The 15,226-nt window shown below is 72.7% G+C and carries 12 protein-coding genes; 6 read left to right on the forward strand and 6 right to left on the reverse strand.

Annotation, left to right across the window (positions count from 1 at the left end; genetic code table 11):
• Positions 1 to 183: 183 nt before the first annotated feature.
• From ACFXGX_RS09295 to ACFXGX_RS09315, 5 genes are all read right to left on the reverse strand, one after another.
• Positions 184 to 1,200 carry a class I SAM-dependent methyltransferase gene (locus tag ACFXGX_RS09295; RefSeq protein WP_384787028.1) on the reverse strand — a complete coding sequence of 339 codons (1,017 nt, stop codon included), beginning with the start codon at positions 1,198 to 1,200 and terminating at the stop codon, positions 184 to 186.
• Positions 1,197 to 2,555 (reverse strand): dipeptidase, encoded by a 1,359-nt coding sequence (locus tag ACFXGX_RS09300; protein ID WP_384787031.1) that lies wholly within the window; start codon positions 2,553 to 2,555, stop codon positions 1,197 to 1,199. Before ACFXGX_RS09300 ends, ACFXGX_RS09295 begins: the two co-directional genes overlap by 4 nt.
• A 154-nt stretch (positions 2,556 to 2,709) precedes the next feature.
• On the reverse strand, positions 2,710 to 4,029 hold the full coding sequence (locus ACFXGX_RS09305) for an MFS transporter (protein ID WP_384787033.1): 1,320 nt from the start codon (positions 4,027 to 4,029) through the stop codon (positions 2,710 to 2,712).
• Complete coding sequence (locus ACFXGX_RS09310) at positions 4,026 to 5,306, reverse strand: ATP-grasp domain-containing protein (RefSeq protein ID WP_384787036.1); 1,281 nt, start codon at positions 5,304 to 5,306, stop codon at positions 4,026 to 4,028. Before ACFXGX_RS09310 ends, ACFXGX_RS09305 begins: the two co-directional genes overlap by 4 nt.
• Positions 5,290 to 6,585, reverse strand: a complete 1,296-nt coding sequence (locus ACFXGX_RS09315; protein ID WP_384787038.1) for an ATP-grasp domain-containing protein — start codon at positions 6,583 to 6,585, stop codon at positions 5,290 to 5,292. Before ACFXGX_RS09315 ends, ACFXGX_RS09310 begins: the two co-directional genes overlap by 17 nt.
• A gap of 417 nt (positions 6,586 to 7,002) precedes the next feature.
• Between ACFXGX_RS09315 and ACFXGX_RS09320 the strand changes: the two genes are divergently transcribed.
• The 6 genes from ACFXGX_RS09320 to ACFXGX_RS09345 all read left to right on the forward strand — a co-directional run bounded on the left by ACFXGX_RS09320 (position 7,003) and on the right by ACFXGX_RS09345 (position 13,714).
• Entirely contained in the window at positions 7,003 to 8,262 is a 1,260-nt protein-coding gene (locus tag ACFXGX_RS09320; RefSeq protein ID WP_384787041.1) for a hydroxyacid-oxoacid transhydrogenase, read from the forward strand.
• Between the two features lie 45 nt (positions 8,263 to 8,307).
• Positions 8,308 to 9,765: an aldehyde dehydrogenase family protein gene (locus ACFXGX_RS09325; RefSeq protein ID WP_384787044.1), complete on the forward strand. Its 1,458-nt coding sequence runs from the start codon at positions 8,308 to 8,310 to the stop codon at positions 9,763 to 9,765.
• Between the two features lie 87 nt (positions 9,766 to 9,852).
• Positions 9,853 to 10,332: a response regulator transcription factor gene (locus ACFXGX_RS09330; protein ID WP_384787047.1), complete on the forward strand. Its 480-nt coding sequence runs from the start codon at positions 9,853 to 9,855 to the stop codon at positions 10,330 to 10,332.
• Between the two features lie 120 nt (positions 10,333 to 10,452).
• Positions 10,453 to 11,427, forward strand: a complete 975-nt coding sequence (locus tag ACFXGX_RS09335; RefSeq protein ID WP_384787050.1) for a GlxA family transcriptional regulator — start codon at positions 10,453 to 10,455, stop codon at positions 11,425 to 11,427.
• A gap of 29 nt (positions 11,428 to 11,456) precedes the next feature.
• Entirely contained in the window at positions 11,457 to 12,506 is a 1,050-nt protein-coding gene (locus ACFXGX_RS09340) for an aspartate-semialdehyde dehydrogenase (RefSeq protein WP_384787053.1), read from the forward strand.
• Complete coding sequence (locus ACFXGX_RS09345) at positions 12,503 to 13,714, forward strand: hypothetical protein (protein WP_384787056.1); 1,212 nt, start codon at positions 12,503 to 12,505, stop codon at positions 13,712 to 13,714. Before ACFXGX_RS09340 ends, ACFXGX_RS09345 begins: the two co-directional genes overlap by 4 nt.
• Positions 13,715 to 13,745: 31 nt before the next feature.
• Here ACFXGX_RS09345 and ACFXGX_RS09350 read toward each other — a convergent pair whose 3' ends face one another.
• Positions 13,746 to 15,113, reverse strand: a complete 1,368-nt coding sequence (locus ACFXGX_RS09350) for an L-serine ammonia-lyase (protein WP_384787059.1) — start codon at positions 15,111 to 15,113, stop codon at positions 13,746 to 13,748.
• Between the last annotated feature and the right edge of the window lie 113 nt (positions 15,114 to 15,226).

Below are 15,226 nucleotides of genomic sequence, written 5' to 3' on the forward strand. Positions count from 1 at the left end.
CCGGGGCCCACCCGGGGGGGGGCCCCCCGCCATGTCACCCCGACCCCACCGGCCGACTCGCCCGCCGCACACCGATCGCCGAACGCCGCCGGTCGGGGTCGCGTCGGGCCGCGTCGGCCCGCACCGAACCGCGCCGGCCCGGACCGGCCGCGTGCGCCGGTCCGGTTCCGTCACGGTGCCGCCTCAGGGGGATTTCCGGCCGATCGCGAGGACGGCCGTTCTCGGCAGTGTGCAGGTCCATGAGCGGGCGGACGGGTCGTACGCGGCCGAGAACGACTCCAGGGACCCGTCGGCGCGCCGTTCGCGGAAGACCGACTTGGCCAGCTCGACGGTGTGACGGGCCGCGTCCGCCGCGTGCCGCCGCTCGATCGCGGCGAGGCCGTACATGTCCAGCAGGTAGCGCCCCAACTCCAGTTCGGCCTCCCGGGCCGTGGCCGCCGTCGCCACGTACGGGTCGGCCATCTCGGTCACCTCACCCGACTCGAAGCCCGCCTTCGTCAGGTAGCCCCCCATCTCCTCCCGGGTGAAGTGATCGAAGGCGTGGCCCGTCCGCGAGTACGGGTCGACCACGTCCTGGAACCAGGTCTCCATCGGGGACCCCACGAGGAAGTCGTGGAGCAGCAGGACCCCGCCGGGCCGCAGCACCCGGTACGCCTCGTGGACGAGTTCGGCGCGGTCCTCGGCGGCGATGTGGTGCGACCCGTAGGCGACGAGGACCGCGTCGACACTGCCGCCGCGCATCAGCAGCCGGTCGGCGCGCTGCACCAGCGCCGGACAGTGGGCCGCCCAGGCGGCGCGCACCATGTACGGGGAGGCGTCGCACGTCAGCACGGACAGGCCGGTCAGGCCCCGGGCGTCCGCGACCCTGCGGACCAGGCCGTCGCCGCCGAGCACGTCCACGACGACGGCGGGCCGCCGGTCGGTCCGGGCCGGCACCAGCGAGAGCAGATGGTGGATGCCCTGCGCCCGTGCGGTGAGGTTGCGGGCCTGCGCGCGGATGTACGAGGAGCCCCGGCCGCCGGCCCCGTCCGCGCCGAAGTCGTCCTTGAAGTCGTCGGCTTCGGCCAGGCGGGCCCAGGCCCGGGCCCGTTCCGGGTCGACGCACGCGTGCAGATCGGGAGCCGCCCGGCCGAGCCGGTCCAGGTGATCCGCCATGTCCGCCTCGCCGAACGTGACATGACGTCCCGCCAGTCCGGTCACGACCGCTCTCCCACGGACTCCAGGAACAGTGCGAGGGCGAGCGCCATGCGTTCGATCTCCTCGGGGTCCACGCTCTCGTCGGGCGCGTGGATGAGGCACTGCGGCTCCTCGACCCCGATCAGCGCGATCTCCGCGTCCGGGAAGGTCTCCTGCAGCGCGTCGCAGGTGGGGATCGAGCCGCCCTGCCCCGCCGTCGTCAGCTCCCGCCCGAACGCCTCCCGCATCGCCTCGGCCAGATGCGCGTAGGCCGGGCCGTCGGTGCGGGCCCGGAAGGGGCGGCTGGAGGAGAGCCGGACGGTCTCCACCTCGACCTCCCAGGGGGCCGCCCGCTCCAGATGCGCCTTCAGCGCCTCCCAGGCGGCGTCCGGCTCGGTTCCGTAGGGGATGCGCAGATTGAGCTTGGCCGTGACCTCGCCGAGCACGGCGGGGGCGGATCCGACCACCGGCGGGCAGTCGATGCCGACGACGGTGAGGGCGGGCCTGGCCCACAGCATGTCCGCCACACTGCCGTCGCCCAGCAGCCGGACGCCGTCGCGCGCCCCGATGTCGTGGCGGTAGCGCTCGGCGGGATACTCCGCGCCCTGCCAGCGCCCGCTGTTGTCGAGGCCGTCGACGGTCGTGTTCCCGGCGGCGTCGTGCAGGGTGGCGAGCATCGCGATCAGCGCGTTGAGCGGGTCGGGGGCGGGGCCGCCGAAGGAGCCCGAGTGCACCGGCCCGGCCAGCGAGCGGACGGTGACGGTGGCGTGCACGACGCCCCGCAGGTCGGTGGTGGCTGTCGGCAGCCCGGCGGCGGAGTTGCCGGTGTCGCACACGAGCACGGTGTCGGCGTACAGGAGCTTCGGGTTCTCCCGGATCAGGGTGGCGAGGCCACCGGTGCTCTGCTCCTCGGCGCCCTCGGATATGACCTTGACGCCCACCCCGAGCCCGGTCAGGTCGCCGAGCGCCCGCAGCGCGGTGAGCTGCATGACGATGTTGCCCTTGCAGTCGGCGGCCCCGCGCCCGTACCAGCGGCCGTCGGCGCGCTCGGTCAGGGTCCACACCGGGGTGGTCCAGGCGGGCTCGTCGAGCGGCGGCTGGACGTCGTAGTGGCTGTAGAGGAGGACGGTGGGGAAGCCGGGGGCGGCCGGCAGATGCCCGTACACCGCCTTGCTGCCGTCCGGGGTGTCCAGCAGCCGCGTCCCGGGGACGCCGGCTCCGGCGAACAGCCGTGCGACCAGGGTCGCGGCACTCTCGCACTCCTCCACCGGATACTGCCGGGGGTCGGCGACGGACCGGTGCGCGACCAGGTCCCGCAGGTCCTCCTGAGCCCGGCCCATCAGTTCGCGCACCTGTGCGCGCAACGCCTTGGGCGGCATGCGGCCTCCTTCTCGGTCGGTGTTCGGGGGTGTGTTCCGGGTCGTCGTGCACGAGCGTCGGAGGCGCCCGGACCGGGCGGTCCGGCCGGTTCGTGGTCCGGGCCGGTTCCAGGCGTCCGGACCCGGACGGGGCGGGCGGTCCGGTCCGGGCCGGTCAGCCGGACGGGGACGGTGGGCCGGCCGGCGCGGCCCCGGCGGTCCGGCGCCGGTCCACCGCCTCGGCGAGCGGGCGGCGCACCACGCGGGTGCCCACCCCGTAGCCGACTCCCACGAGGGCCAGCACCAGCCAGAACAGCGACAGCGCGCCATGGCCGGCGGCCAGGTCGAAGCCGCCGCCGACGAAGCCGCCCAGCATGCCGCCGACGCCCCAGGCCATCGTGGAGTAGCCCAGATAGAGGCCGGTACGGCCCTCGGTCGCCAGGCCCGCGACGACCGCGTCGACCACCCCGCAGAAGAGCGACTCGCCGATCGAGGTGACGATCACGGCGGCGACGACGGGGCTGATCCCGTCGACCGAGCACAGCAGCCAGCCGCCGCCGAGCAGCACCCCGGACGCCGCGAACAGGTCCAGGCGGCCGATCGTGGAGCGCTTCTCGACGCGTGAGCCGATCAGCCACACGGTCAGCATCACCACGACGGCGTTGCCCGCGGTGAGCAGGCCGACCAGGTCGGAGTCGAGCTTCTGGTGGACGACGGTCAGCGGCAGCGCGACCCGGTACTGGGTGATGAGGAACCAGCCGCCGACCGCGAGCGAGCAGAAGATCATCAGCGGCCGGTCGCGCAGCGCCTCGGCCATGGCGGCGGGTCTGATGGGCGCCGCGTTCGTGGCGTGCAGCCCGCGCAGCAGCACCGCGGAGGTCACGGCGAATCCCAGGTGCAGCGCGGCGGCGATGAGGAACCCGGCCTTCATCGCGTCGGCCGCCATCAGCGCGGTGCCGATCAACGGGCCGATCAGGGCCGCCCCGTTGATCGACACGTAGTAGCGGCTGAGGTTGGCCGCGACCCCGCCGGACTTGCTGGAGGCGAGGACGCTGCGCGCGCCGTTGTTGTTGAGGGAGCCGCCGACGCCGAGCAGCGCGACGGCCGCGCCCCAGACGGCGAAGCTGCCGCCCGCCACGGTGAACACGACGTACGCGCCCGCCTCGACGGCGAGCCCGAGGCTCAGGATCCGGGCGGCGCCGAAGCGGTCGCTGACCCAGCCGGACGGGATGCCGAGCCCACGCCGGGTGAACTCCATGACGGCGAAGAGCAGACCGGTCTGGAAGCTGCTCAGCCCCTCGTCCTTGGTCAGGTGCACCGCGAGGAACGGCACGACCATGAAGAAGCCGATGTTGGTGGTGAAGCGGCCGAGGATGACGACGTACGCCGGACCCCGGCCCGTGAGGAAACGGCCGGGCCGCGTCCCCGGGGCGCGCTCGGCCCGGGGCCCGTGGTTCCCGGCGAGCGTCACCCCGTCTCCCTTCTCGGAGGTCACCGAGCCCCCTCCTCGTCGGTGCGGACGACGATCCGTGCGGCCGCCGCGTCGGCCGCGTCGGCGGCGGTCTTGGGGTCGGGGCCCGCGGCGACGACGTGCCCGGCCCGGTTCCAGGAGTCGCCGAGCGCCACCAGGTCGTCGCCCGCCGAGGGGAGTTCGCCGACGCGGATGACGCCTTCCATGGCCAGGGCCTCCGCCACGCCCGTCACCTCGGCGACCCGGCCGGGCCGGGGGGTGAGGTAGCGGATCGAGGCGCCGCCCGCGTGACCCGTGGCCGGCCCTGGCAGGACGCCGTGGGCGAGCGCGAGGACGGCGCCCTGGAGCATGTCGACGCCCGTGACGTGGTGGACCAGCTCCCAGATCTGGTCGCCGCCCTGCCGGGCGTTGATCTCGACGACGGTGGCGCGCTCGCCGTCCTCGGCGAGCATCACCTCCGTGTGGCAGGGGCCCCAGGCGTAGCCGACGGCGTCCAGGGCCTTCACCGCCGCGTCGACGACCGTCCGGTGCCGGTCCGGCGGCAGCGGCGCGGGCAGGTCGTGGCCGGTCTCCACGAAGTGCGGGGCACCCGAGGTGTGCTTCCGGGTGACGGCGAGCACCTGGTGGCGCCCGGCGGCCGACAGCGACTCGACGCTGAACTCCTGGCCGGTGAGGAACTCCTCGGCCAGCACGGTGGACGCGGACGCGCCCTGCGGCCAGGCGAAACCGGTCCGGGCGCCGCTGGTCCAGGCCCACGCCCGGTCCAGCTCCGCCTCCGTGCGCACGAGATGCACGCCCGTTCCGCCGTTGCCCTCGACCGGTTTGAGGATCACCCCGGCGGGAGCGCCGCGGAGCAGGGCCCGGACCTCCTCGACGGTGGAGCACACCCGGTGGGCCACCGTGCCGAGGCCGCGGTCCCGCAAATGCGCGCGCATGGCGGCCTTGTCCTGGGTCAGCGCGAGCGTGGCGGGCGAGTTGCCGCGCGCCCCGAGCGCCTCGGCCACCACGCTCGCCGGGCGCAGCGAGAGCTCGGTGAGCCCGAGCACCGCGTCCACGGGACGTCTGGCGTGCACCTCGCGGGCGACGGCGAGCAGCGCCTTCGGGTCGGTGAAGTCGGCGTCGACCACCGCGAGGGCGAGGGATTCCTCCAGCTCCCGGTCCCCGCCGGGGCGGTGGACCACGGTGAGGGCGACCGGCAGGCCGACGAACTTGCCCAGGATGTCGTGGCGGGGACAGATGAGCAGGAGGTGGGGTACGTGGGCCCCGAACGACTGGCCCGGCATGTCAGGCGGTCCCCCCATCGCCGGCCGCGTCCTCGACGCGTACCGCGTTCCACGTCCGTTCCAGCTCCCGGATGCGGGCCGAGTCCTTCTCGATGGCGCCCCAGTCGTCGGCGCCCTGGATGACCCAGCCCAGGCTGGTGGTCACGTCGTTGGTGAGCGGCATGTCCCGGCCCTCGGGCGGGATCGACATGGAGTAGGTGGTGGGCAGGTCGGCGATCGCCCGGAGGATCTCCATGTTGTGCACCGGTCCCGCCAGGTCCGAGCAGAGCCAGAGCGTGCGGACCTCCTTGACGAGCTCGAACGACGGCACGAACTCCCCGTCGAGGACGTGCCGGACGGTCCGCTCGATCTGGTTGTCGCCGGTGGCCAGGGACCCGGAGATCATCATGCAGCTCCCCGAGTAGCGGGCGGCCAGCTCCACCAGGCGGGGGCCGTCCGGCGTCATGATCGCCTCGGCGTGCGTGGAGCCGTTGCGGATGCCGACGGCGTCGGCGGCGCGCATCACGTAGGGAGCGAGGACCGTCACGTCGGGGTGGTCGGGGGCCAGGAAGTCGGCGACGTCGTAGATGCCGTAGCGGGGCCCCCGGTCGTGCTTGGCGTAGACGCAGGTGTCGACCAGGCCGTGCCGCCCGTCCACCGAGTACAGGTCGACGATGTACTCGGGTCCCTCCAGGAACTCCTGCACGATCACGGTGTCGTTGCGCAGCTCGAAGCCGTTGACCTGGCCGAGGATGTGGGTGAAGTGGCCGAGCCACTCGCCGCCGGCCGGCACGAAGTGCACGTTGTCGGTCCCGGCGCTGTGCGGCGGCTTCAGGATGAGAGGCCGGCCGGTGAGGCCGCTCGACTCGATCCACGCGGCGGCCTCGGCGGGGTCGGCGGTCGACAGGGTGCGCGGACCGGGCACTCCGGCGCGCTCCAGGGCGAGTGCCATCTCGCCTTTGTGGCGCTGGTATTTGGCGGTGCCGGGTACGTTCTGGAACTGTGGCATCAGACGTTCCACGAGCCGCGCGGCGAATTCGACTCCGCTCTCGTTGCCGGTGACGATCCCCACCGGGTCATAAGATTCCACAAGCTTTGCCATTGCTTCGAAGTCGCCGTCGTAATAATGCACGGCTTCGAAGTCGTCGGGGTACCAGATGTTCTTCTTGACGAATTTCGCCAGTGGCTGTGGGGTGCTCATGACGGTGACCGGCAGCACGCCCCGGGCCCGGAAGGCGCTGGCGAAGCCCCGGTCGTCGCCGTCCCTGATGTGGTAGCCGTCTACGACGATCACGTACCGCCGCCCAGTGGACTTCATGACTCAACTCTGCTGGCCGGGACGGCTCCGGCGACAGTGGCGGAACTGACACGCAACCACGATTTACTGCCAGCGGCGCCCCGTGGGCCGGCGCCCCGCCGGGCCGGTGCGGGGGCGCGGACCGGGGTGTTGATCCGCTGACTTCCGATATGTGCCGGTGGTTGTGATTGAGCCGTTTCTGTCATAGGGCAAGGGACCTATGGCGGGACTCAGGCCGACTGGCTACTGTGGCCCACGCCTGGTCGAAATTCTGTGTGAAGGTGACGTCGATTCGCCGAGTCGGCCGAGACGTCTGGGTGCGCGTCGCCGTTCGTCATGCAATTTCTCGGTCGGAATTCCGAGTCAAGTCGATGAAGGCGGGGACGGACTGTGGAATCGCTCGGGTGGGGCGGTCGGACGCCGGAACACGAACGAATAGTGGCCTGGCAGGCCCCGCCGCTGAAATTCGGGGTCGGCGCCACCGGGGACCTCGGACACGAACTGCGCAGAGCGGGTGTCGCCTCGGTGCTGCTGGTGACCGATCCCGTCCTCGCCGGGCTCGGCCTGCCGGCCCGTGTCGCCAAGCAGATCGAGCAGGAGGGGATCTCGGTCACGCTCTTCGACCGGGCCCGGGTCGAACCCACCGACACGAGCGTCGCCGAGGCGGCCCGTGAGCTGGAAGCCCTCCAGGTGGACGGCTACGTCGGGCTCGGCGGCGGCAGCTCGATCGACACCGCCAAGATGCTGAACCTGCTGCTCAGTCACCCCGGCCGCCCGGTACGCGACTACCTGAACGCCCCGATCGGCGCCGGAGCCCCGGTCCCGGGCCCGCTCAAGCCCCTGGTCGCGGTGCCCACCACCGCCGGCAGCGGCAGCGAGTGCACCGCCATGGTCGCCCTCGGGGTGACGGACCTGAACGTGAAGACGGGCATCAGCGACCTGCGGCTGATGCCGTCCCTGGCGCTCGTCGACCCGGCCAACACCCTGACGCTGCCCCCGGCCGTCACCGCCTCCTCGGGCTACGACGTCCTGACCCACGCCTGCGAGTCGTACACGGCCCGCGCCTACGACCGGCGCCCCCCGTATCCCACGCCCGCCGACCGGCCGCTGTACATCGGCGCCAACCCGATCAGCGACGTATGGGCGGAACAGGCGCTGGAACTGGTCGGCCGCCATCTCCGGCGCGCCGTGCTCAACCCCGACGACCTGGAGGCCCGTACGGGAATGAGCCGGGCCGCGAGCTTCGCGGGCATGGGATTCGGCAACGCGGGCACACACATCCCGCACGCCTGCGCCTACCCCGTGGCGGGGATGGTGCGCGACTACCGGCCCGACGGGTACGAGGTCGACCACGCCATGGTGCCGCACGGGGCGGCCGTCGTCTCCACCGCGGCCGCGGCCTTCGAGTTCACCTACCCGACCTCTCCCGAACGCCACCTGCGCGCGGCCGAGTTGCTCGGCGCGAACCTCAACGGGGTGACGGCGGCGAACGGTTCGGACGTGCTGTCGGCCACCCTGCTGAGCATCGTCGCGGACACCGGGGGACCCACCGGGCTGCGGGACTTCGGCTACTCCGCCAAAGACCTCCCCGGCCTCGTCGAGGGCGCCCTCAAACAGCGGCGGCTGCTGGTGTGCTGCCCGCGTGACGTCGCCTCACGTGATCTCGAGCGGGTCATCGCCGGTTCGATGACCCACTGACCCACCGAAGAAGTGCGCCCCCACGCCAAGGAGCTGGATGCACCCGTGAGTGATGCATCAATACCGGAACACCCGGCCGTCATCGCGGGGAAGCAGGTTCCCACGGACCGGTGGATCGACGTCCTCGATCCGTCGGACGCCCGCACCGTCGCCCGCGTCGCCCGCTGCGGCCCGGCCGAGATCGGGGCGGCGGTGGAAGCGGCCCGGCACACCCATGAGACGGCCTGGCGGTTCGCCACACCGGTCGAGCGCTCCCGGATCTGCCACCGCATCGCCGAGGCCCTGCGCTCCCGGCGCGGCGAACTCGCCGCACTGGAGACGCTCGACACCGGCAAGCCGCTGCGCCAGTCGCTCACCGACGCCGACATCGCCGCCCGCTACTTCGAGTTCTACGCCAACGCCGTGGAGAGCCTCGGCGGCGAGACCATCCAGCACCGGCCGGACCGGCCGGCCTTCACCCTGCGCGAGCCCTACGGCGTGTGCGGGCACATCATCCCCTGGAACTACCCGCTCCAGATAGCGGCCAGGACCCTGGCACCCGCCCTCGCGGCCGGAAACTGCTGTGTCCTCAAGCCCGCCGAGGACGCGCCGCTGACCTCGCTCAGGCTGGTGGAGATCGCCGAGGAGGCGGGACTTCCGGCGGGCGCCCTGAACGTCGTACCGGGCTACGGAACGGAGGCCGGCGCCGCACTCGCCGCGCATCCCGGCCTGGACCGGCTGGCCTTCACCGGCTCGCGGGAGGTCGGCGAGGCCGTGATGACCGCGGCGGCGCGCACCATCGTGCCGGTCACCCTGGAGCTCGGCGGGAAGTCCCCGCACCTCGTGCTCCCCGACTTCGACGCCGAACGCGCGGTGCCGCAGATCGTGGAGTCGATCACCGAGCACGCGGGGCAGAACTGCTCGGCCGGCAGCAGGCTGCTCGTCCACCGGTCCGTCCACCGTGAACTGGTGGACGCGCTCGTCGAGCGGTTCCGCGCCCTGACCATCGGGCCGGGAGCGGCCGATCCCGACATGGGGCCGCTCATCTCCGCGGGACAGCGCGAGCGGGTGCTCGGCCACCTGGCCGGCGGCCGGCGCGACGCCGTTCTCCGCACGGGCGGTGGTGTCCCCCGGGGGAAGGCCTGTGCCGAGGGCTTCTTCGTGGAGCCCACCATCCTCGATCAGGTCACCCCGGAACACCGGGTGTTCAACGAGGAGATATTCGGTCCCGTCCTGTGCGTCTCGGTCTTCGACTCGCTGGAGGAAGCGGTCGCCCTCGCGGAACACACCACGTACGGGCTGGCCGCCGGAGTGTGGACGTCCGACGTGACCCGGGCCCACTGGCTCGCCGCGCGGCTCCGGGTGGGGCAGGTGTTCGTGAACAACTACAGCGCGGCCGGGGGAGTCGAGCTGCCGTTCGGCGGCTACCGGCGCTCGGGAATCGGAGTCGAGAAGGGCCTGGAGGCGCTGCGTGAATACACGCGGTGCAAGACGGTGGCGATCCACGCGCAGCTTCCTTCCTGACGCGGTACCCGGGTTTCCTTCGCACGATTTCGGCCCTACGGAGAAGAGCGGTCCGGTCAATTCACCTCGGTGGAGGGAGTTCATCTGATGTCGCCTGTTGTGCGCGGGTCGGTCGAGGAACTGGGGACCCGGCAGTGCTGTGCGGTCTGCGGGGCACCGGCGCAGCCCGTGACGGCCCTGGCCGAAGGTGTCGCCAAGGTCCACAAGGCCCTGGGTGAGGCGCAGGACGCCCTCGAGGCCCAGGAGCAGTTGATCGAGGACTTACGGGCCGACGGCCGCCGCGGCGCCGTCCCCGCCCAGCCGCCCTCCCCGGAGGCGACCGGGACACGACAGGCCCTCGCCGTGCTGACGGCCCGCGAACGTCAAATTCTCGTCCTCATCTCCCAGGGGAATTCGAATCGGCGTGTGGCGAAGGCACTCGGCATATCCGAGAAGACGGTGAAGAACCATTTGTCCGCGGTCTTCATGAAGGTCGGCGCGTCCGATCGGACGCAAGCCGTCGTCATGGGTATCCGCAGCGGGATCGTGTCCATCGGCCAGCCCGTCGACGATGTGTCCCACCCATGAGCGCCGGCGGGTGAATCCCGACGCGCTTCCGGGTCCATGCCGTGAGTATGAGGGCTGATCCGGCCAAGCGACAGCGGAGGGACTGTCAGAACACCATGTATTACTGCCACATTGGAAAACATGCTGAAGAACGTAGCCGCGGTCCTGCTCGACAACGTCCATCCCTTCGAGCTGGGTGTCGTATGTGAGGTATTCGGGATCGACCGCCGTGAAGAGGGGCTGCCCGCCTACGACTTCGCGCTCGTCGCCGCGGAATCCCCGTCGGTGCGGGCGGTGCCCGGATTCACCATCAGCACGCCCTACGGCCTCGACCGGCTGGAGGAGGCCGACCTCATCGCCATACCGGTGGGGGACGACTTCCACACCCGGGAGTTTCCGCCCGCCCTGCTGGAGGCCCTGCGCCAGGCGGTGGCCCGCGGCGCCCGGGTGGTCAGCGTCTGTGTCGGCGCCTTCGTCCTGGGCGCGGCCGGGCTGCTCGACGGACGCCGCTGCACCACGCACTGGCGGTACGCCGAGGCACTCACCGAGCGCTATCCGAAGGCCCATGTCGAACCGGGCGTGCTGTACGTCGACGAGGACCCGATCCTCACCTCGGCCGGCACCTCCGCCGGGATCGACGCCTGCCTCCACCTCGTGCGCAAGCTCCAGGGCAGCGACGTCGCCAACGCCATCGCCCGGCGCATGGTCGTACCCCCGCACCGCGAGGGCGGCCAGGCGCAGTACATCGAACGGCCGGTCGCGCAGTACGGGGAGGACGGGGTGCGCGAGGTGCTGACCTGGGCCGAACAGCACCTGGACCAGGAGATCAGCGTCGAGCAGCTCTCCGCCCGCGCCTGCATGTCGCCGCGCACGTTCGCCCGCCGCTTCCGGGCGGAGACCGGGACCACGCCCTACCGGTGGCTGCTGGCCCAGCGGGTGCTGAGCGCACAGCGGCTGCTGGAGAACACCGACGAGACGATGGAGGCCGTGGCCGCCCGTACGGGATTCGCCAACGCGGCCGCCCTGCGCTACCAGTTCGTGCACTTCCTCGGCACCACCCCCCACGCGTACCGGCGGGCCTTCCGGGGCCGCTTACCGGACGCGACCAGGTACTGAGCCCCGGACGGGGCGACAGGAGGACGGGAATGCTGCGCATCGCGGTAGTCGGCGCCACCGGAGCGGTGGGCCGGGAATGCCTGGCCCTGCTCGACGGCGGGATCGTGCCCGTGGAACAGGTGGTGCCCGTGGGATCGGCGCGCAGCGTCGGCCGGGACCTGGGCCGTGAACTGGGCCTGTCCCTGCCCCTGGCGGACCTGGTCACCCTCGACGAACTCGACCCCCGCGGCCTGGACGTCGCCGTCTTCTCCGCGGGCGCGGAGATCAGCGGCCGGGAGGCCGAGCGGCTGGCCTCGGCCGGCGTGCTGGTCGTCGACAACAGCTCGGCGTTCCGGATGCGGCCGGACGTCCCGCTCGTGGTGCCCCAGGTCAACCCCGCCGCGCTCGACGACCGGCCGGCGTCCGGCCTCGTGGCCAACCCCAACTGCTCGACCATCCAGCTCGTGCGCGCCCTGCACCCGGTGCACGAACTGGCCGGTCTGCGGAGCGTCGTGGTGGCGACCTACCAGGCGGCCTCCGGCGGCGGTGTGCGCGGCCTGCGGGAACTGGCGGAGGAGTCCAGGGCCGTCCTGGACGACCCTCGCGCGCAGGGCGCCCCCGGCGGGCGCTTCGGGCAGCCGCTGGCCTTCAACCTCGTGCCCGAGATCGGGCTCCCGGACGGACACGGCAGCACGCACGAGGAACGCAAACTCGTGCGCGAACCCCGCAAGATCCTCGGACTGCCGGACCTGCGGGTGAGCGCCACCGCGGTACGGGTGCCGGTCTTCGACTGCCATTCCGAGGCGGTGCACATCGCCCTGCGCGAGCCCGTCACCGCCGTGGCGGTCGAGGAGGCACTGGCCGCGACACCCGGCCTGCGCGTCCACCGCCGCTCCCACAGTCCCTCGTACCCCATGCCCCGCACCGTCTTCGCCCGGCGCGAGGACCGGGCGCTGGTCCACGTCGGCCGTGTCCGCGTCGAGCCGGAGGACGACCGCGCCCTCGCGCTCTGGGTCGTCGCCGACAACCTGTGGGTGGGCGCAGCCCTGAACGCGCTCCAGATCGTGGAGCTCGCCGCGAAGAACGGATGGCTGGGATGACGGGCCGTCGCGCCCCGGCCCCCCGGCCGCTGGTGCTGAAGTTCGGCGGCTCCGCCTTCGCCGACCTCGACGGCTACCGCCGCGTGGCCCGGTACGCGGTGCGTCGCGGGACCGAGGAGGAGCGCCCGGTGGTCGTCGTGGTGAGCGCGATGTCCGGTACGACGGGCAGACTCCAGCAGACCCTGGACGCGCTGGCCGCCGACCCGCCCGCCCCGGCCGCGGCGATGCTCCTGACCGCCGGCGAGACGGTGAGCGTCGCCCTGCTCGCCGCCGCGCTCGACGCCGCGGGCGTGCCCGGCTGCCCGCTGCCCGCGGCGGCCACCGGGCTCCTCGCCGAGGGGCCCGGCGACCGGGCGGAGCTGGTCTCGGCCAGTCCCGAGGCGCTCTCCAGAGCCCTGGCCGACTGCCCGATCGCGGTGGTTCCCGGCGGTCAGGCCGTCGACGCGGCCGGGCGGACCGTCATGCTGGGCCGCAACAGCTCGGACCTCTCGGCGGTGGCGACCGCCGCGACGCTGGGCGCGGACACGTGCGAGCTCTTCTCCGACGTGCCCGGCGTGTGTACCGCCGACCCCCACCTCGTGCCGGAGGCGCGCACCCTGACCCGGATCAGCTACGAGGGAGTGCGCCGGATGTCCCGCCACGGCGCCAAGGTCGTCCACGAGCGCGCCGTGGACTGGGCCGAGCGCGAAGGGGTGCGGCTGCTGTGCCGCCCCTTCCCCTGGAGCCGGGTTCCGGAAGCCGGGACGGCCGTCGGGGCGGGTCCGGCGGCGGCCGCGGTCGTCGTGCTCAAGGACAGCGACGTGTGGTCCTTCCGGTCCGGACGGGAACGCCGGTCGGTGGGCGGACGGCTGCGGGCCGAGGGCCTGACGGTCACCGAGTTCGAGACCCCGGACGAGGTGTGTCTGGCGGTGCCGGCCGGGGCGCGGGGCGCGGCCCGGCACATGCGCACCGCGCGCCTCCTCGACGGCCTGTGCCTGGTCACCACCCTGCGGGCGGACGGCCGGGCCGAACACACCGTGGTGCCGCGACCGGAGGCCGCGGCCGAGGCGCGCAGGCGTCACGGCCTGCTCTACCCGGACACCGCGGACGCCCCGGGACCGGCCGCGCCCCCGCCGCCCAAGGCCCGTTCCGCCCACAGTGACGTCCTGGTCGGCCCGGGAGCGGCCCCCGTGCAGGCCCCCGCGCCGGAGGACGAGCGCCCCGGCTGACCGGCGCGGGCCGCCGCCGGGACCTACCCGCTCAGCACTCGATGATGTTGACCGCGAGACCGCCCCGGGCCGTCTCCTTGTACTTCACGCTCATGTCGGCGCCGGTCTCCTTCATGGTCTTGATGACCTTGTCGAGGGAGACCATGTGCGAGCCGTCGCCGCGCATCGCCATCCGGGCCGCCGTGACGGCCTTCACCGCGGCCATGCCGTTGCGCTCGATGCAGGGGATCTGGACGAGACCGCCGACCGGGTCGCAGGTCAGGCCGAGGTTGTGCTCCATGCCGATCTCGGCGGCGTTCTCGACCTGCTCCGGGCTGCCGCCCAGCACCTCGGCGAGCGCGCCGGCCGCCATGGAGCAGGCCGAGCCGACCTCGCCCTGGCAGCCGACCTCGGCGCCCGAGATGGAGGCGTTCTCCTTGAAGAGCATGCCGATCGCCCCGGCCGCGAGCAGGAACCGAACGACCCCGTCCTCGTCTGCGCCCGGCACGAAGTTGATGTAGTAGTGCAGCACCGCCGGGATGATGCCGGCCGCGCCGTTGGTGGGGGCGGTGACCACCCGGCCGCCCGCCGCGTTCTCCTCGTTGACCGCCATCGCGTAGAGGGTGATCCACTCCATCGCGTGGGCCAGCGGATCGCCCTCGGCACGGAGCTGGCGGGCCGAGAGGGCGGCACGGCGGCGGACCCGCAGCCCGCCCGGCAGGATGCCCTCGCGGGTGATGCCGCGCGAGACGCACGCCTGCATCACGCGCCAGATCCCGAGAAGCCCCTCGCGGATCTCCTCCTCGGTGCGCCAGGCCCGCTCGTTCTCCAGCATCATGGCGGAGATCGACAGACCGGTCTCCTTCGCGAGCCGCAGCAGCTCGTCACCCGTGCGGAACGGGTACTTCAGGACCGTGTCGTCGAGCTTGATGCGGTCCTCGCCCACCGCGTCCTCGTCGACCACGAAGCCGCCGCCCACCGAGTAGTACGTCTTCTCCAGGACGAGTCCGCCCGACGCGTCGTACGCGAAGATCGTCATGCCGTTGGCGTGGTACGGCAGGGCCTTGCGGCGGTGCAGGACCAGGTCGTCGTCGAAGGAGAAGCCGATCTCGTGCTCGCCGAGCAGCCGGAGCCGGCCCGAGGTCTTGATCTGCTCGACCCGCTCGTCGGCGCCCTCCACGTCCACCGTCCGCGGCGAGGCGCCCTCCAGACCGAGCAGCACCGCCTTGGGGGTGCCGTGGCCGTGGCCGGTCGCTCCCAGGGAGCCGTACAGCTCGGCGCGTATCGACGCGACCGGGGCCAGCAGGTCCTCGTTGCGCAGCCGCCGGGCGAACATGCGCGCGGCGCGCATCGGACCCACCGTGTGGGAGCTGGACGGGCCGATGCCGATCGAGAACAGGTCGAAGACCGAGATGGCCACGGGAACTCCTTGCTGGTTTCGCCGGACGCCGTTGTCCGACGGAGGTGGTGCGGGACTGCATGGAACGGGGCACCGCGCTCTGCTTCCAGTGTGCGCGGTGCCCCGGATGTCCG

The organism is Streptomyces sp. NPDC059371 (assembly GCF_042751995.1).
In the GTDB taxonomy this organism is placed as follows: domain Bacteria; phylum Actinomycetota; class Actinomycetes; order Streptomycetales; family Streptomycetaceae; genus Streptomyces.